The organism is Bacillus sp. SRL543, assembly GCF_984799205.1.
This window is the reverse complement of record NZ_OZ481794.1, coordinates 4523569-4540224: the sequence shown is the minus strand read 5'-3', so window position 1 is coordinate 4540224 and position 16656 is coordinate 4523569. Positions and strand designations below refer to the sequence as shown.

The 16656-nt window shown below is 47.8% G+C and carries 16 protein-coding genes; 15 read left to right on the top strand and 1 reads right to left on the bottom strand.

Annotated elements, in window-relative coordinates; genetic code table 11:
- Window positions 1–4 precede the first annotated feature (4 nt).
- From nuoI to spoIID, 10 genes are all read left to right on the top strand, one after another.
- Window positions 5–424: an NADH-quinone oxidoreductase subunit NuoI gene (gene nuoI / locus AC4E8B_RS22965; protein ID WP_009792644.1), complete on the top strand. Its 420-nt coding sequence runs from the start codon at window positions 5–7 to the stop codon at window positions 422–424.
- Entirely contained in the window at window positions 421–945 is a 525-nt protein-coding gene (locus AC4E8B_RS22960; RefSeq protein WP_490215809.1) for an NADH-quinone oxidoreductase subunit J, read from the top strand. Before nuoI ends, AC4E8B_RS22960 begins: the two co-directional genes overlap by 4 nt.
- Window positions 942–1256 carry an NADH-quinone oxidoreductase subunit NuoK gene (gene nuoK, locus AC4E8B_RS22955; RefSeq protein ID WP_009792646.1) on the top strand — a complete coding sequence of 105 codons (315 nt, stop codon included), beginning with the start codon at window positions 942–944 and terminating at the stop codon, window positions 1254–1256. The genes AC4E8B_RS22960 and nuoK overlap by 4 nt, the downstream gene beginning before the upstream one ends.
- 149 nt (window positions 1257–1405) lie before the next feature.
- On the top strand, window positions 1406–3271 hold the full coding sequence (nuoL, locus tag AC4E8B_RS22950) for an NADH-quinone oxidoreductase subunit L (RefSeq protein WP_490219857.1): 1866 nt from the start codon (window positions 1406–1408) through the stop codon (window positions 3269–3271).
- Window positions 3268–4782 (top strand): NADH-quinone oxidoreductase subunit M, encoded by a 1515-nt coding sequence (locus AC4E8B_RS22945; RefSeq protein ID WP_490215808.1) that lies wholly within the window; start codon window positions 3268–3270, stop codon window positions 4780–4782. Before nuoL ends, AC4E8B_RS22945 begins: the two co-directional genes overlap by 4 nt.
- A 6-nt stretch (window positions 4783–4788) precedes the next feature.
- Window positions 4789–6303, top strand: a complete 1515-nt coding sequence (nuoN, locus tag AC4E8B_RS22940) for an NADH-quinone oxidoreductase subunit NuoN (protein ID WP_490215807.1) — start codon at window positions 4789–4791, stop codon at window positions 6301–6303.
- A 208-nt stretch (window positions 6304–6511) separates the two neighbouring features.
- The gene (locus AC4E8B_RS22935; RefSeq protein ID WP_490215806.1) at window positions 6512–6748 is read left to right on the top strand and encodes a DUF1146 family protein; all 237 of its coding nucleotides are present in this window, start codon (window positions 6512–6514) and stop codon (window positions 6746–6748) included.
- Window positions 6749–7004: 256 nt separating this feature from the next.
- The gene (locus AC4E8B_RS22930; RefSeq protein WP_490215805.1) at window positions 7005–7751 is read left to right on the top strand and encodes a YwmB family TATA-box binding protein; all 747 of its coding nucleotides are present in this window, start codon (window positions 7005–7007) and stop codon (window positions 7749–7751) included.
- Between the two features lie 33 nt (window positions 7752–7784).
- Window positions 7785–9092: a UDP-N-acetylglucosamine 1-carboxyvinyltransferase gene (gene murA, locus AC4E8B_RS22925; RefSeq protein WP_490215804.1), complete on the top strand. Its 1308-nt coding sequence runs from the start codon at window positions 7785–7787 to the stop codon at window positions 9090–9092.
- A 285-nt stretch (window positions 9093–9377) separates the two neighbouring features.
- A complete protein-coding gene (gene spoIID, locus AC4E8B_RS22920; RefSeq protein ID WP_490215802.1) occupies window positions 9378–10406 on the top strand; it encodes a stage II sporulation protein D in 1029 nt (342 codons plus the stop codon).
- Between the two features lie 21 nt (window positions 10407–10427).
- Here spoIID and AC4E8B_RS22915 read toward each other — a convergent pair whose 3' ends face one another.
- A complete protein-coding gene (locus AC4E8B_RS22915; protein WP_490215801.1) occupies window positions 10428–10847 on the bottom strand; it encodes a VanZ family protein in 420 nt (139 codons plus the stop codon).
- A 140-nt stretch (window positions 10848–10987) separates the two neighbouring features.
- On the opposite strand from AC4E8B_RS22915, the gene spoIIQ reads away from it, so the two are divergent.
- The 5 genes from spoIIQ to AC4E8B_RS22890 all read left to right on the top strand — a co-directional run bounded on the left by spoIIQ (window position 10988) and on the right by AC4E8B_RS22890 (window position 16607).
- Window positions 10988–11953 (top strand): stage II sporulation protein SpoIIQ, encoded by a 966-nt coding sequence (gene spoIIQ, locus AC4E8B_RS22910; RefSeq protein ID WP_490215799.1) that lies wholly within the window; start codon window positions 10988–10990, stop codon window positions 11951–11953.
- A gap of 438 nt (window positions 11954–12391) precedes the next feature.
- Complete coding sequence (gene ggt, locus AC4E8B_RS22905) at window positions 12392–14005, top strand: gamma-glutamyltransferase (protein ID WP_490215797.1); 1614 nt, start codon at window positions 12392–12394, stop codon at window positions 14003–14005.
- A gap of 12 nt (window positions 14006–14017) precedes the next feature.
- The gene (gene pcp, locus AC4E8B_RS22900) at window positions 14018–14623 is read left to right on the top strand and encodes a pyroglutamyl-peptidase I (protein WP_490219855.1); all 606 of its coding nucleotides are present in this window, start codon (window positions 14018–14020) and stop codon (window positions 14621–14623) included.
- Window positions 14624–14752: 129 nt separating this feature from the next.
- The gene (locus AC4E8B_RS22895) at window positions 14753–15286 is read left to right on the top strand and encodes a sigma-70 family RNA polymerase sigma factor (protein ID WP_490215796.1); all 534 of its coding nucleotides are present in this window, start codon (window positions 14753–14755) and stop codon (window positions 15284–15286) included.
- On the top strand, window positions 15279–16607 hold the full coding sequence (locus AC4E8B_RS22890; RefSeq protein WP_490215794.1) for a DUF4179 domain-containing protein: 1329 nt from the start codon (window positions 15279–15281) through the stop codon (window positions 16605–16607). The genes AC4E8B_RS22895 and AC4E8B_RS22890 overlap by 8 nt, the downstream gene beginning before the upstream one ends.
- The last annotated feature ends 49 nt before the right edge of the window (window positions 16608–16656 follow it).

Below are 16656 nucleotides of genomic sequence, written 5' to 3'. Positions count from 1 at the left end.
AAGCATGCTGGGACTGGCAAAGGGACTCAAATATACCCTTAGTAATCTGGCAAGAAAAAAAGTCACCTATAATTATCCGAAAGAGCCGCTGCCGCTCCCGGACCGTTTCAGGGGCATCCAGAAATTCTATCCGGAAAAATGCATCGTCTGCAATCAGTGCGCCAATATCTGCCCGACCGACTGCATCCAGCTGACAGGCAAGAAGCATCCCGACCCTGCGAAAAAGGGGAAGATCATTGACACCTATGACATCAATTTTGAGATCTGTATCTTATGCGACTTATGTACAGAGGTATGCCCGACCGAAGCAATCATCATGACCAATAACTTCGAGCTGGCAGAATACAGCCGGGATGAACTGTTCAAGAACCTCGAATGGCTCGATGAAAATGATGAAAACATACGGCAGGTGAATAAAGCATGACATTTTCAGGAGAGCTGCTTGCCTTTGTGGGGCTGGCCATTGCTGCGGTGACAGGGGGGATCCTTCTGATCAACCTGGAAAAGGTAGTCCATATGGTGGTCGCACTCGTCTTTACTTTTATCAGCATTGCCGGCATTTATATCCTCTTATCTGCAGAGTTCATTGCCGTGGTTCAGGTTCTGATTTACTCGGGTGCCATCACGATCATTATGCTGTTTGGCATCATGCTTACCCGCCATCATGACCAAAGTGAGCAGAAAGCCGGCCGCCTGCGCAGGATTCTATTGTTTCTGGCCATCCTGGCCTTTGCCTTCAGTGTGTATATCGGCATCTATAACCTGGAGTTTCCGGAGCAGGAGGCACTGCTTCATGAAAACAATACAGAGCAAATCGGGATCAGCTTATTCTCCGAATTTGTCATTCCGTTTGAACTGACATCAGTGGTGCTCCTGGTCGCCTTAGTCGGGGCCATTGTCCTGGCGAGGAAGGAAGATGATGAAACGGAGGGGGATGAAAGATGACCGGTGTACCTGTTTCAGCTTATCTTGCGCTGGCACTCATCTTATTTTGCATCGGATTGTACGGTGCGCTTACAAAACGGAATACTGTCATCGTCCTCATTTCCATCGAGCTGATGCTGAATGCAGTCAATATCAATCTTGTCGCCTTCAGCAAATATGGGATGGTCCCGTCGATCACCGGGCAGGTTTTCGCTTTATTTGCCATCGCGGTTGCCGCTGCCGAAGCGGCAGTCGGCCTTGCTATCCTCATTTCGCTTTACCGCAGCCGCAGGACTGTCAATATTGATGAAATGGATACGATGAAACATTAGCTCTTAGGGAAAATCAGCGGATTTCCGCTGGAACATAACAAGCAGATAGAAAGAGGCTATGCCCGGCAGAAGCATGGATACATGCTGCCTGCTGCCGGCCTCCATCCAGCACGCCGGGTTCCGGTGTGCCAAAGGGGATCGTGATATTGATGGAAAGTGCATGGATCATACCGCTTTTCCCGCTGTTATCATTTGTCATACTCCTGCTTTTCGGCAGGAGGCTCAAGGAAGCGAGCGCCTACTTCGGGATGATCTTAAGTCTTGCCTCCTTTGTGTTATCTCTGTTCGTCCTGTTTGACAGATTGTCCTCCCCGAGCTTCAAGGCGGAAGGAATCTGGCTCAAAATCGGCGGACTGCAGATCACAGCGGGATATGAAGTCAATCAATTGAACGCTTTAATGCTGATCATTGTGTCACTAGTGAGTTTTCTTGTACATATGTATTCAAAAGGCTATATGCACGGGGACGGGAGATTCCATATTTATTATGCGTACCTCGGGCTTTTCACATTTGCCATGCTTGGACTGGTCCTGTCGCCCAACCTCTTGCAGACTTATATTTTCTGGGAGCTTGTCGGCCTCGGCTCCTTCCTGCTGATCGGCTTCTATTTTTATAAAAATGAAGCAAAGCAGGCCGCAAAGAAAGCTTTCATCATGACAAGGATCGGCGATGTCGGCCTCTTGATCGGCCTCATTCTGCTATTCTGGCAGACAGGAAGCTTTGAGTATGATGAGATATTCGCTGCTGTCGCTGGGGGAAGCATTTCTGAAGGTATGATTACGCTGACAGCGATCCTGATTTTTATCGGGGCCGTCGGAAAATCTGGCCAGTTCCCGCTCCATACATGGCTACCCGATGCAATGGAAGGGCCGACACCGGTTTCTGCACTCATCCACGCTGCAACAATGGTGGCGGCGGGTGTGTATCTGGTCGCTGCACTTTTTCCACTATTTGCAGCCAGTGAAACAGCATTATTCACGGTCGCAGTTGTTGGAGGGGGGACAGCGGTCTTTGCCGCCCTCATTGGTCTTGTTCAGAAGGATATCAAGAGGGTGCTTGCTTATTCGACTGTCAGCCAGCTCGGCTATATGATGCTTGCCCTTGGCTCGGCCGGCTATACGGCCGGAGTGTTCCACCTGATGACACACGCATTTTTCAAGGCGCTTCTTTTCCTTGCGGCAGGGAGCGTCATCCATGCTGTTCATACACAGGATATCGAGAAGATGGGCGGATTGTGGAAAAAAATGAAGCTGACCGGGCCGCTTTTTTTGATCGGGACACTTTCCATCAGCGGGGTTCCGCTCTTTTCAGGCTTCTTCAGCAAAGATGAAATACTGGCGTCTGCCTGGGTACACGGAAATACGGTCCTGTTCTGGCTTGCCTTGCTGGCCGCATTTTTCACCGCCTTTTATATGTTCAGGCTGTTCTTCATGGTGTTTGCCGGAGAGCCGCGGACGAAAACAGATGACGTTCATGAATCGCCGGGTGTAATGACATTCCCGATGCTTGTTCTGGGATTCCTCGCTGTTTTTGCAGGCTATGTGAATACCCCTTGGTTTGGTACCTTCCTGGGCGACTGGCTGACAGAGGGCAATGATCTGCTGGGGCACGGCCATATTGAGGTGCCTGTCTGGATCATGATTGCCGCGACTGCCGTGTCGCTTGCCGGCATACTTCTTGCCTGGCTGATGTACGGCAGGAGGACGGTATCGCGCACCTGGCTCAGCAGCTATATGCCTGCCGTTCACAGCATCCTGCTGAATAAATTTTACGTGGACGAATTTTACCGGCTCAGCATTGTACAGGGAATGAAGGTGTTCAGCCTTTTCCTTCATTATATTGAAACTTTCATAGTAGAAGGAGCTGTAAAGGGAATCGGTTCTGCTGTACAGGGACTTGGAAAAGCAGGCTCCAGGCTCCAGGATGGGCAGGTACAGACATATGGGGCCGCTGCCTTTATTGGCCTGGCCATCCTGACTGCTGTTTTTGCTTTGACAGGGGGGTTCTTTAAATGACATTTCCGTATTATCTATCTGTACTGGTGTTCTCCCCTTTAGCAGGGCTGCTTGTGCTCTTGGCTGTGCCAAAAGCAAAAGAAAAGGCGATAAAGTGGATAGGGCTGGCCGCAACCCTGCCGGCTGCCATTCTCTCTCTCGCTGCCTATTTTATGTATCATTCAGGGGCAGAGCTGGAGGAGCTGGATGAAAGAGCAGACTGGTTCCAGTTTGGCCATCCTGACCTTGTAGGCGATTATTTTAAAATCGGCTATGAACTCGGTGCTGATGGCTTCTCAATGATCATGGTGCTGCTCACCAGCTTGCTTGCCTTACTCGCTGCGGCTGCATCATTCCGGATCACTAAAGAATGGAAAGGTTATTTTATGCTTTTCCTGCTGCTGGAAACGGGGATGCTTGGCGTTTTCGCCGCAGAGAATCTGTTTTTGTTCTTCCTGTTTTTTGAAATAACGCTCATCCCGATGTTCTTTCTGATCGGGAAGTGGGGATTGTTTGAAAAAGAAAAAGCAGCCTTCAGCTTTCTGATTTATAATGGCCTCGGCTCTGCCATCCTGCTGATCGTGTTCATTGTTTTATTTGCGAGAACCGGAACAGCCAATATTGACGAGCTCCAGCTCGTGATGCAAGGGGGAGCACAGGCTATTTCGCCATTTTCTGAGGAACTGAAGCTGGGACTTTTCATTGCTTTGCTGATTGCATTCGGAGTCAAGCTGCCGATTTTTCCGCTTCACAGCTGGATGGTCCGTGTCCATGCAGAGGCGCCTCCTTCGGTTGTTATGCTGCATGCGGGAATCCTGCTGAAGATCGGTGCTTTCGGCCTTATCCGTTTTGGCCTCGGGATTTTTCCGGAGCAATTCCAGCAGCTCGGTCTGCTGATTAGCATACTGGGTGCAGTCAATCTTCTGTACGGGGCATTCCTTGCTTTTATCCAGGATGATTTCAGGAAAGTGCTCGCTTACTCTTCTATTTCCCATATGGGGATCGTTTTAATCGGATTGGGGGCATTAAATGAAGCAGGCGTCCAGGGCGCGATTTTTCAGGTGGTGTCCCACGGACTGATCTCAGCGCTCTTGTTCTATCTTGTCGGTGCTTTATATGAGCGGGTCGGGACCTCCTCCATCAAGAAGCTTGGCGGTCTTTCCCGGCAGATGCCGCTTGCGGCCGGCTTCCTGCTCGCCGGGGCAATGGCTTCGCTCGGCATGCCCGGCATGTCAGGATTTATCAGTGAATTCATGGCCTTTCTCGGCCTCTTTGAAAACCGGCCAGCAGTGGCTGCGATTGCCGCACTGGGCATCATTCTGACAGCTGTCTATCTTCTGAGGGCAGTCCTTGGAATGACGTTCGGGGAAGCGCGGTCCGACTACGGGAACACTGCGGACCTGAAAGCATTGGAACTGGTGCCGGCGGTGATCCTGGTTGGGGCCATCGTCCTGATCGGCGTGTATCCGCTCGCCATCAGCGCGCCGCTCCAGCCGATGCTCGAAACGATTTTGCCAGGAATGGGAGGGTGATGAAGGATGGATCTGGAAACATTGCTTTCATATAATTGGCTGCTGATGACGCCGGAATTCATCATCCTCGGCAGCACAGCCATTTTAACCCTGATAGATCTGTTCATGCCCTCTAAAAAGAACAGGCAAATCCTTGGCTGGCTTGCGTTAGCCGGCATCCTTGGTGCAATGGCAGCCCTCCTTGGCCTGCTGGGAAGCGGGACGGAATCCATACTTTTTGACACCTTCCGCCTCGATTCATTTGCCAAGGCTTTCAAGCTCCTGCTGCTGATTGGCTCTGCTTTTGTCATGCTGCTCGCCCTCGGATTTAGAGGGAAAGAGGGGCTCGAGGAATACAGGGGAGAGTTTTATTATCTCTTTCTGACGGCGCTTCTTGGGGCGATGATGATGTCTTCAAGCGGTGATCTGATCACCCTTTTCACAGGGCTCGAGCTGCTGTCGATTTCCTCGTATATACTGGCCGGCATGCAAAAAAGGAATCTGCAGTCCAATGAATCGGCCATGAAATATGTTATCAATGGCGGGATTTCCACTGCAATCACCTTGTTTGGGATGAGCTATTTGTACGGAATTGCCGGAACGACCAATTTGAAGGAAATCGGCCTGGCACTGTCATCCATCACTGGTTCTCAATATCTGTATCTTGTCGGACTTGCCTTTTTCATGATTCTGACAGGTCTCGCTTTTAAAATTGCGTCTGTGCCTTTTCATATGTGGGCGCCGGACGTTTATCAGGGTGCACCGCTTCCGGTCACCGCTTTCCTGAGTGTGGTATCAAAAACAGCAGGGTTTGTACTGATCGCACGGGTGGTGCTCGTCGTTGCCCTGTCTGCACCGTCAGAAGGACCGGGGTCACTGCCGCTCATCATCAAGGTCCAGGACTATATGGCCTTCCTCGCAGGCGCCACGATGATTGTTGGGAATGTGGTCGCCCTGAGGCAGCGGAATATCAAGCGCCTGTTTGCGTACTCAAGCATCGCCCATGCCGGATACATATTCGTTGCCATATCCGCTGCATCGGTGTTTATGTTTGACTCGCTGTGGTTCTATCTCGGCGCCTATCTGCTGATGAGCCTTGGCGCGTTTGCGGTCATCCAGGCTGTTTCTGAAAAAGCAGGATCTGAGGACATCAGCATCTTTTCCGGCCTTTACAGAAGGTCGCCTATGCTTGCTGCTGCGATGGGGATATTCATCCTCTCTTTAGCGGGGATTCCCGGGACCGCAGGATTTATCGGAAAGCTCAATATCATCACAGGCGCCCTGATGACAGAACCGGCACACTATGTGCTCGTTTCCATCATGATCGCTGCAACCGTTGTTTCCTACTATTATTATTTTGGGATCCTGACGCAGATGTTTTTCCGGCCTGCCGCAGACCAGGAGAAGCCGGCCCAGCCAGCTTCCGTATCCATTGTCATTGGCATTTGCGCCTGTGCAGTCGTTGTGTTCGGAATCCTGCCGAACCTGGCCATTGATTTCCTGCAGAACAACTTCAATCAATTTGCTGATTTTCTTCAATGAGAAGAAAAGGAGGCTGGTGGAAAGCGCCAGCTTCTTTTTTATTTTTTCTTTAAAAGTGTGAAACCTTTGCGGGGGAGCTTACGTCAAATGAAAGGAGGCATCCGCTTCGTCTGCCATTCGGGAAGTAATATGCGCCAGCCAATGTATTTACATGGCAATAGGTGCTACAATCTAAGTACTGAATGAAAGTTTCTAGGGGGATTGCCAAATGATTTCAGGCTTCGGCCAGCAGGCATTAATAAGCATCATATCACACTTGTTTTTCATCGGGATTGCCTGGTGGGCACTGCAGTCAGTCAACTATGAAAAGTTCCTGAGAGCCCATCATGTGTTCCAGGCAAGAGTGCTGTTCGTCATGCTTTCGGTTGTCATCGGATCGATTGTCAGCAATTTTTTCCTCGATTATCTGCTATGGTCGCAGCAGCTGCCGCTCATTCTTCAATAAAAGTTGAGTAAAATGACGCCAAAAGCGAAATATAGGTCTTCACGCATGTTCCATTCCAGCAGGAATCTTAGTAAAATCTTTTTGTATGTCAGCAGCTTGCCTGCTGCAAATACATATGCGCACTTTTGTGAAAAAAGTCACGTATAAACATATTGTGAACTTTCCGGCTTCTGCACTTGTCAAAAAGTGACGACTTTTCCCTGGTATGCTCTCTCCCAGCTTGGCAACAATGGTAATAAGGGGAGTGAGATACAAGATGAAAAAGTTCACACTTTATTTTGCAATTATCGCCATTATTGGTTTTGTCACTATAAACCTTGGGAATAAGACGACTGTAGCTATCGGAAAGCATGACCTATTGACTATGGCCGCGGTTCTTCAAAACAAAGATATTTTGATTCAGGACTGGACGATCCATGCAAGAAAAAATATGGAAAATGTCGAAAATCTTCGGGACGCCGAAACGCTTGCCGGGAAATTGAAGGCAGATTATCCGGATTGGGAGTGGACATCAAGCTCCAGCAAGGATAAGGCCGAGTTTTCAGCGGTTTTCCAGGCAGACGGAAATAAAAAAGAGAGCATAAAAATCCTTTCGACCCTCACAAATGGCAAGGCTCATACGTATTTAATTTATGAGGCCACAGGCCATGGCTGGGGGAAGGAAACGGAGACCTTCCTCAAGGAAGAACTTTCCGATAAGCTCTCCGACATATTTCGTGGAAATGCCACAATTTTCTCTTGTATTAAAGGCGACTTCGGTGATAAGATGAAAAAGACTTTGCCTGATAATGTAAATGAATTGATGAAAGCTTTTGATGCAAAGGAAATTGAGTCATTAAAAGAAAGTTCTTTTATATCAGCATCGGCGTATTCTCCAATGTTTGCCGGGTCGATTGAAAGCAACAATGATGAGATGAATTTACAAATTGGATTAAGAACGCAAGGATTGGGCGGAAAGACTACCCTTGTAGTTGGAACACCAATCATTACGATTGAATATTAATATAGAGAAATTGGACGCGGAGGGGAATACACTTTGGAAAAAATCATCGTCCGCGGCGGAAAAAGGCTAAGCGGTACTGTTAAAGTAGAAGGAGCAAAAAATGCTGTCTTGCCTGTTATCGCCGCTACACTGTTAGCAAGTGATGGAAAAAGCGTAATTCGTGATGTGCCGACTCTCTCCGATGTATACACCATCAATGAAGTATTACGCAATTTAAACGCCGAAGTGGAGTTTAAAAATAACGAAGTCATCGTGGATGCATCAAGAGAGCTTAAGGTTGAGGCACCGTTTGAATATGTTCGCAAAATGCGCGCATCTGTACTTGTAATGGGTTCATTGCTCGCGCGTAACGGCCGTGCCCGTGTCGCACTGCCTGGAGGCTGTGCAATTGGATCACGTCCGATCGACCAGCACCTGAAAGGCTTTGAAGCTATGGGTGCTAAGGTAAAAGTAGGAAATGGCTTCATTGAAGCGGAAGTAGAAGACCGCCTGAAGGGAGCAAAAATATATCTGGACTTCCCGAGTGTCGGGGCAACTGAAAACATCATGATGGCTGCAACCCTTGCAAAGGGCACAACAATCATCGAGAATGTTGCCAAAGAGCCTGAGATTGTCGACCTCGCCAACTTCCTCAATAAAATGGGGGCAAAAGTTAAAGGTGCAGGCACAGGCACAATCAAGATCGAAGGCGTCGACGTGCTTTTCGGAGCAGTCCACAACATCATCCCTGACCGCATCGAGGCAGGCACCTTCATGGTAGCAGCTGCTATCACAGGCGGAGATGTGCTGGTACAAAATGCAGTTCCGGAACACATGACATCCCTGATTGCCAAAATGGAAGAAATGGGTGTTACTTTCATCGAGGAAGGTGAAGGAGTCCGTGTCATAGGCCCTGACAAGCTGAAGGCTGTTGATATCAAGACTATGCCTCACCCCGGCTTCCCGACTGACATGCAGTCACAGATGATGGCCCTCTTGCTTCGTGCAAAAGGAACCAGCATGATCACTGAAACGGTATTCGAAAACCGCTTCATGCATGTAGAGGAATTCCGCAGGATGAATGCCGAAGTTAAAATCGAAGGCCGTTCCGTTGTCATGAATGGACCATCCAATCTGCAAGGCGCAGAGGTTGCAGCAACAGATCTTCGTGCTGCAGCAGCCCTGATCCTGACTGGCCTGGTCGCTGAAGGCGTTACCCGCGTAACAGAACTTAAGCATCTTGACCGCGGCTATGTCGGCTTCCACAACAAGCTGGCAGCCCTTGGCGCTGACATCGAACGCATCACAGAAGTGGAAGAAACAATTTCCGAAGACACTTACGTATCCGATATGAATGCTTAATTGAGCATTCCGGATCCGTCTCAATAAAACCGTAGAACCTTGTTGTCTGATATCTGACGATAAGGTTCTGCGGTTTTTTGATTTTATGCGGAGTGCCTGGTTTTACGACTGATCATGGTGAATGTGTAATCTATTCTTAATGCTGTGTCACTCGTCAATCCTTCTAACAGCAAAAGCCTTCTGCGGACTGATTATTCTAGTCATAAAAGCCTGTCCAAAACCATATGAATGAATGGAGATGGCCATTTGGTTATTTGACAATCATTCGATATGGAGGCATAATTCATGATTAAATTTAAACCGATCGCACTACTAGCCGCCCTACTGCTCGTGACAACCCTGATGATCCCTACGCTGCTCGTCCTCCCATTCAAAGATGCAAAAGTCAGCGGCAAGCTGGGCGAGGAGCTTCAGCAGCAGGAAAAGCCGTCAGCACCTGCCAAGCCTGCAGGACCGGCAATTGACGTGTCTGTATACCGCACTATGGCCAAAAAAGTAGAAACCCTTCCTCTTGAGGATTATGTAGTCGGGGTGGTCGCCTCTGAAATGCCGGCCGACTTTGAAAAAGAAGCCCTGAAGGCACAGGCATTGACAGCCAGGACCTATATTGTCAGGCAAATGATGGGCAAGGTGACAGAAGGGCTGCCGGATGGGGCCATCGTAACCGATACGGAGAACCATCAGGTCTATAAAAATGAGGCTGAACTGAAAAAAATCTGGCAAAAGGATTACAGCTGGAAAATCAAAAAGATCAAAGAGGCTGTGACTGAAACGAACGGCCAGATCCTGACATATGAAGGCAAACCGATTGAAGCCCAATTCTTCTCCACGGCAAACGGCTATACCGAAAGCTCGGAAGAAGTCTGGTCCAATGCCATGCCATATCTGAAAAGCGTGGAAAGCCCATGGGATGTAGGAACACCTAAATACCAGGCGCAGAAAGAAATCACAGTCGCAGAATTCGAAGCAAAGCTCGGCGTAAAGCTGCCTGCTGACAATACGATTGGCACTGTCATCGAAAGAACGGCCGGAAAGAGAGTCGGCAAGGTGGATATTAACGGCAAGGTTCTGGAAGGCACGACGATTCGCACAGATCTCGGACTCAGATCTACCGACTTCACGTGGGAGCGCAAGGGCGATAATATTGTCATCACCACCAAAGGATTCGGGCACGGTGTCGGGATGAGCCAATACGGGGCCAACGGGATGGCAGCAGAAGGGAAATCCTTCAAGGATATCGTCACATACTATTATAAAGGCGTCGAAATTGTCTCAGCTGATCAGGCATTAACAAAAATAACAGCAAAAAAATAGGAATGGGGTCAGACCCCACTCCTATTTTTTTATGTTCTCTATGCTTTTTAAAAAGCTTGCAAGCAGTTTGAAGCGATCGCCGAACCTTGCCTGATAGACAAAATAATAAACAGCGGCAACACCGATCCAATCCTTTGCCACATCGATCAGAGAAGAAGACCGTGCCGGGATGAAGGACTGATGGATTTCGTCTGTCACGCCGTAGAGTGCAGCAATGACAGCAAGGATGATGTTAAGCTTTTTCGTGAAATGCCCGCCTGTCAAAAAGGCCAGCACGAGCAGGAAATAAAGGATGGCAAACTCTATCAGATGCATCGATTCCTTCAAGAAGCTGTCGACCTTTGAATCAGGCAAGGCGACGACGGCATCAGACGGCATGCTCGATAAAAACCAGATCAGCCCCATATATAAGAATGGCAAAACTCGTATAATCCACTTCATTATTTGTCTCCTTAAAATTATTTTGATCTTTCATGCATAAAGCGGAAAGCTTTGTCGAAAAATAAGCATTAAAAAATTTTTTTCCGGTATGTATATAAAACCCGCAATCTGTTCAGAATGATTGCTGAGGTGATGATAAAATGAGAGAGGAAGAAAAGCAACGATCTTCTCAGGATTCAGGTTTCAAGCGCTTTATGAAAAAAAGGTGGGCATTCCCGGCTATCTATCTGGCGAGCGCAGCAATCATTCTAACCGCGGTTCTTTGGTATCAAAACTCGAACAATGCGTCTGATGAGTATGATTACAGCGATACTGATGTTGCCGAGAAGAAATTCGATGAACCATCAGTAGAAGTTACCCGCTCAATGGAAAACTTTGTAATGCCGGTAGCCGACCAGGATTCAGTCGAAATCCAAAAGCAGTTCTATGATTACACAGGCAAGAAAGAAGAACAGGAAGCAGCATTGGTTTTCTACAATAACACGTACCATCCAAACACTGGAATTGATATCGCCCAAAAAGATGGCGAATCTTTCGAAGTGAAAGCAGCCCTGAGCGGGACTGTCACAAGAGTGGATGAAGATGCGCTGTTAGGAAATGTGATCGAAATCGAGCATGACAAAGGTATTGTAACACAATATCAATCGGTTACAGATGTTAGTGTAAAACAAGGCGACCAGGTTGAACAAGGACAAGCACTTGCAAAAGCCGGCCAAAGCCTATTTAACGAAGAAGCAGGCGTCCATGTACACTTTGAAATCCGCAAGGACAATGTACCTGTCAACCCGCTTGACTACTTCAATAAGCCATTAAGCGCGCTTCAGGAAGCCGCACCGACTGACAACACTGGTGCAGCAGACGACAGCGGTGCTTCTGAAGAAAGTGACAGCGATGCAGCAGCTGAAGGCGAAGAAGCTGACGATGCCGCAACTGGAACAGAAGAACCAGCCGACGAGAAAAAAGCCGCTGAAGACGATAAAGCAGCAGAAGATAAAGAAGACAAAAATGCAGGCGATAAAGAAGATCAGGACAAAGACACTTCCGGAGATCAGGAAGAAGAGTCCAATGATTCATCTGACGCCAGCCTGAACAGCGAAAACGCATAATAGGAATGGAAAAGCCCGCCGTGATGATGGCGGGCTTTTTCGTTGTGAATGGGGAGTTGCTTTCGGGACGGGCTGGGCTGGCGGGCTGCTCATTGGGGGCTAGTTGCTAATAAAATGGAAAAGTTGCTAATATATCCGGAAAGTTGCTAATAAAATGGAAAAGTTGCTAATATCCGGGAAAAGTTGCTAATAAAATGAAAAAGTTGCTAATAAACTCAAAAAGTTGCTAATAAACGAAATTTCCGGACCCCTCCTATGGCCAATCCATTCTAAAATTCCCCCTCTTTCCAATCAAACACTGAACTCCTCAACCAAAACTACACTCAGAATAATCACTCATTCATAATTTTTCGACACTTCCCCCTATTCTCTGGTATAATATTTCGCAAGGCGAAGGTTTTGCCTAGCTGGTGCCCTGCACCATCAATAGAGGGGGAAATGAATTTGTCTTCATATCTTACATATCCATATCAGTCACAGCGGATGGCTTCAATTGCGCGGAACGGGATGGTTGCGACCTCCCAGCCCCTTGCTGCCCAGGCTGGGCTCGACATAATGAAAAAAGGCGGGAATGCCATTGATGCGGCAATCGCGACTGCGGCCTGCCTGACGGTCGTAGAGCCGACCTCGAACGGGATCGGCGGGGATGCATTCGCGCTTGTTTGGACGAATGATTCGCTGTACGGGCTGAACGGAAGCGGACCGTCCCCGCAAAACATCAGCATCGAGAAGGTAAAGGAGAAGGGCCATGAATCCATGCCATCACACGGCTGGGTGCCTGTCACCGTGCCTGGCGCTCCTTCTGCATGGGCAGAGCTGTCCAAGCGGTTTGGCCGCCTGCCTTTAAAAGAAGTGCTTCAGCCGGCCATCGACTATGCACGCAATGGCTATCCTGTTTCTCCGATTCTCGGGAAATATTGGGCAGGAGCTCATAAGATTTATAAAAAGCGCTTTACCGGCCCTGAATATGAAGAATGGTTCAAAGTTTTCGCGCCAAATGGCAAAGCTCCGGAAATCGGTGAAATGTGGAAGTCAGAAGATCACGCAAGAACACTCGAAGCGATTGCTGAAACGAACGCTGAAAGCTTCTACCGCGGCGAACTTGCCGATAAGATTGCCAAGGCATCTGAAGAGGGCGGAGGCTTCCTTTCCAAAGAAGACCTGGAAGGCTATAAAGCTGAGTGGGTGGACCCGATTTCAGTCAACTACCGCGGCTACGATATTTGGGAAATCCCGCCGAATGGCCAGGGACTGGTAGCGCTGATGGCCCTGAATATTTTAAAAGGCTATGAGTTCACCCATCGTGAAGACGCTGAACAGCTTCATCTGCAGCTGGAAGCGATGAAGCAGGCTTTTACAGACGGCAAGACTTATATTACAGACCCTGCCTTCATGAAGACGAAGGTAGAAGACATGCTTTCTGACAGCTATGCAGAAGCGTCCCGCAGGAAGATCACAGATGAAGCCCGCCTTCCGGAGCCAGGCACCCTGCCAAAGGGCGGCACTGTCTATCTGTCTACAGCTGATGGGGAAGGAAATATGGTTTCTTTCATACAGAGCAATTATATGGGCTTCGGTTCAGGCGTGGTCGTGCCGGGCACCGGAATCGGCCTGCAGAACAGGGGGCATGATTTCTCCCTTGACCCAAGCCACGAAAATGCCCTTGCACCTGGCAAGAAGACCTATCACACGATCATCCCCGGCTTTATCACGAAAGGCAGCGACGCAGTGGGGCCGTTCGGCGTGATGGGCGGATACATGCAGCCGCAGGGCCATGTGCAGGTTGCGATGAATATGATCGACTTCAAGCTGAATCCTCAGGCAGCCCTTGACGCACCGCGCTGGCAGTGGGTTGAAGGCAATAAAATAGAAGTTGAATACACAATGGCTAACCATCTCGTGAAGCAGCTTGCCGCCAAAGGCCATGAAATCAAGGTTGCCCACGACACAGGCGGCTTTGGCCGGGGGCAGGTTATCACCCGCAACCCGGAAACAGGCGTGCTGACAGGCGGCACAGAGCCGCGCACAGACGGAACGATTGCAAGCTGGTAAAGGAGGAACATGATGAAGAAACTGCTACTGACAGGCTTTGAACCATTTTTGGAATTTCCAATCAACCCGACGGAAAAGGTCGTGGAAGCCCTGAATGGGAAAAAGATTGGAGACTATGAAATTACAGGAGTCCTGCTTCCTGTCGACTTTAAAGAATCACCGGTGAAAATATTGGAAGCCTACCAGGAGCACCAGCCGGATACTGTCATTTCGCTAGGGCTGGCTGGAGGCAGGAACAGCATCACACCAGAGCGGATTGCCATCAACTGCCGCGACGGCGAACCTGACAACAGCGGAGCAAAGCTGGAAGATTCGCCGATCGAAGAGGATGGCCCGGACGGCTATTTCTCTACTCTTCCAATCAGGAAGATGGTCAACAGATTAAAAGAAAACGGTCTGCCCGCTGAAATTTCAAACACAGCAGGAACATACCTATGCAATAATGTCATGTACACGATCCTGCACGAAATAAAGAAGAGCGGGAGGGAGATCCCGGCCGGATTCATCCACATCCCGGCTTCCCACCAGCTCGCCGCCAAAAGTAAACGCAGCCTTCCAAGCTGGTCTGACAGCGATTTGGAGGAAGCAGTGAAACTGATGATAGAAGAGCTGGTATAAGATAAGTTGCAGGCTCAGCCAATTGGCTGGGCTTTTTCTTTCGTCATAATAGCTTATTTGATTTCCTGTAAGAAATTTGAACCTCCTCACTTCACTGAGGCGTCTAAGAATGAGAAAGGGGGACTAAAGTTGAACCAACAGGATATACGGGAAGTTGATTTGGACAATATCATCACCGGTATTATGAAAAGTTACGGAACAGAGCTCTCCATCTTGGCTTACTCATATGTCAAGGACGTAGAAGTTTCAAAGGATATCATTCAAAACGTTTTTATAAAATGCTATACCCATTACCATACATTCGAAAAGCGTTCTTCCATTAAGACATGGCTCTATAGAATCACAATCAATCAATGTAAAGACTATTTGAAGTCACAGTATATTAGGAGGATGTTCCTCCAAAACAGCACGATGAAACAGGCAAGCTATCATACGCCTGAAACCATCACGATGGATAAATTGGATGACGAACAAGTCGTTGCAGAAATTATGAGCTTAAGCAAAAAGTACCGTGAAGTTCTTATTTTGCGGTATATCCATGAACTAGAGTCCAGGGAAATTGCTGAGGTTCTATCTGTTTCCGTGGAAACAGTAAAAACGAGGATACGAAGAGGGAAAAATAAGCTGCTGCCTAAATTAAGGGAGGAATTTCTTTATGACTAGGAAAAGATCCTTGGAACAGGCATTTATAAAAAAATATGGGGAGAACCTCAATTTTTCAGACACCGATATGCAGGAAGTTTTGCAGAAAGCGCAAGCCCAGCCGCAAAAGTCAGCCAGGAAGAAAATGAAGTTTGGTCCGCCGCTCATCATGATAGCAGCGCCGTTGATTGCCGTTTTCCTGCTCCTAAGTTACAACATTCTGCCGACAAAAGAAAATCAGGCTTCGCCAGATACAGAGAAGGCCATTAATGAGACAGGCGAAGACCAGAAATTATTTGGTGATATTGGAATTCAGCGGGCCAAAAAGGAAGGTCTTTTTACAAAGATAGATCAGACTGTTGAAAAAGATGGAACAAGCATTACCCTGCATGAGTTCTTGTATGATGGGACCCGGTTGGCGATTGTATATTCTATCGCGGGAGAGAATATAGAGGACAAACTAGGTTACCCTTTATTGCCTGAATTTAATTTATCTGTAGATGGAAAACCATACATGGAATATTCAGCAGGGAATTCTTTTACAGATGAGAAAGATAAATATTTATATGAGTTTCATTTGTATGGGAATTTGCCTGAGGAGTTTAATCTCGGGATAAATGCAATGATTCTGGGAGAGAAAGGTACAAAAATGAGCTTTGATTTTCCAGTGGAAAAAGCAGGAGAGGATTACTACTCAGCCAGTCCTAATAACACAGTAGAAAATGGCGAAGTTAGTATGACACTTAATAAAGTCTCATTTGCTCCAAGCGGAACCCAAGTGGTAATAACTATGAGGGAATCAATGGAAAAATATAATGCTAAAAACGGTTCCTATGTTTTTGATATCAAAGACCAGGATGATAAAGGCTTTGCTCATTTGATCTCTGGCGCCACCGGGGGCAGCCAAGAGGAGGGTATGTTTTCCGAGGAGTTCAATGAATATTATGAGCCTGCAGAAAGTCAGCCAAAGTCCCTGACAATCACACCATATTTAAGGACTTTTGGAGAGGCCAGTTATAACGAAAAGCCCCTTAAAGAGAAGCTGCCTTTTTATCTTGAACAAGATTCCTATGGGGGAGTTGAGATTACCAATGTTAAACAAAAAGAGGGAGAGGTTTGGATATATTATCAGCCTGAAGGCGAGCTGAAGGGAATGGGAACCACCCCGATTCTAACAGACAAATCTTCAGGAAAATCAATAAGGGGGATCAATCAGAAAGCTGCTGAAGGCTATGTAGTGAAATTTAAAACTCTATTGGGAGCTGAAGAGTTAATGGTAAGTGTTCTAGAGAGAAATATAACAAAGCTGGAAGGGCTGGAGTTACAAGTAGATTTAAATTAACAGTGAAAAGGTGTCCTCTACGAAATGGACACCTTTTTGATTTGAAGAA

What these genes read in the sequence shown, in the direction of transcription:
- nuoL (WP_490219857.1), top strand. Translation starts at nt 1,406, where the DNA reads ATGGAAAGTGCATGGATCATACCGCTTTTCCCGCTGTTATCATTTGTC.
- nuoI (WP_009792644.1), top strand. Translation starts at nt 5, where the DNA reads ATGCTGGGACTGGCAAAGGGACTCAAATATACCCTTAGTAATCTGGCA.
- pcp (WP_490219855.1), top strand. Translation starts at nt 14,018, where the DNA reads ATGAAGAAACTGCTACTGACAGGCTTTGAACCATTTTTGGAATTTCCA.
- spoIID (WP_490215802.1), top strand. Translation starts at nt 9,378, where the DNA reads ATGATTAAATTTAAACCGATCGCACTACTAGCCGCCCTACTGCTCGTG.
- nuoK (WP_009792646.1), top strand. Translation starts at nt 942, where the DNA reads ATGACCGGTGTACCTGTTTCAGCTTATCTTGCGCTGGCACTCATCTTA.
- AC4E8B_RS22935 (WP_490215806.1), top strand. Translation starts at nt 6,512, where the DNA reads ATGATTTCAGGCTTCGGCCAGCAGGCATTAATAAGCATCATATCACAC.
- AC4E8B_RS22930 (WP_490215805.1), top strand. Translation starts at nt 7,005, where the DNA reads ATGAAAAAGTTCACACTTTATTTTGCAATTATCGCCATTATTGGTTTT.
- ggt (WP_490215797.1), top strand. Translation starts at nt 12,392, where the DNA reads ATGAATTTGTCTTCATATCTTACATATCCATATCAGTCACAGCGGATG.
- AC4E8B_RS22890 (WP_490215794.1), top strand. Translation starts at nt 15,279, where the DNA reads ATGACTAGGAAAAGATCCTTGGAACAGGCATTTATAAAAAAATATGGG.
- AC4E8B_RS22915 (WP_490215801.1), bottom strand. Translation starts at nt 10,847, where the DNA reads ATGAAGTGGATTATACGAGTTTTGCCATTCTTATATATGGGGCTGATC.
- AC4E8B_RS22960 (WP_490215809.1), top strand. Translation starts at nt 421, where the DNA reads ATGACATTTTCAGGAGAGCTGCTTGCCTTTGTGGGGCTGGCCATTGCT.
- nuoN (WP_490215807.1), top strand. Translation starts at nt 4,789, where the DNA reads ATGGATCTGGAAACATTGCTTTCATATAATTGGCTGCTGATGACGCCG.
- AC4E8B_RS22945 (WP_490215808.1), top strand. Translation starts at nt 3,268, where the DNA reads ATGACATTTCCGTATTATCTATCTGTACTGGTGTTCTCCCCTTTAGCA.
- spoIIQ (WP_490215799.1), top strand. Translation starts at nt 10,988, where the DNA reads ATGAGAGAGGAAGAAAAGCAACGATCTTCTCAGGATTCAGGTTTCAAG.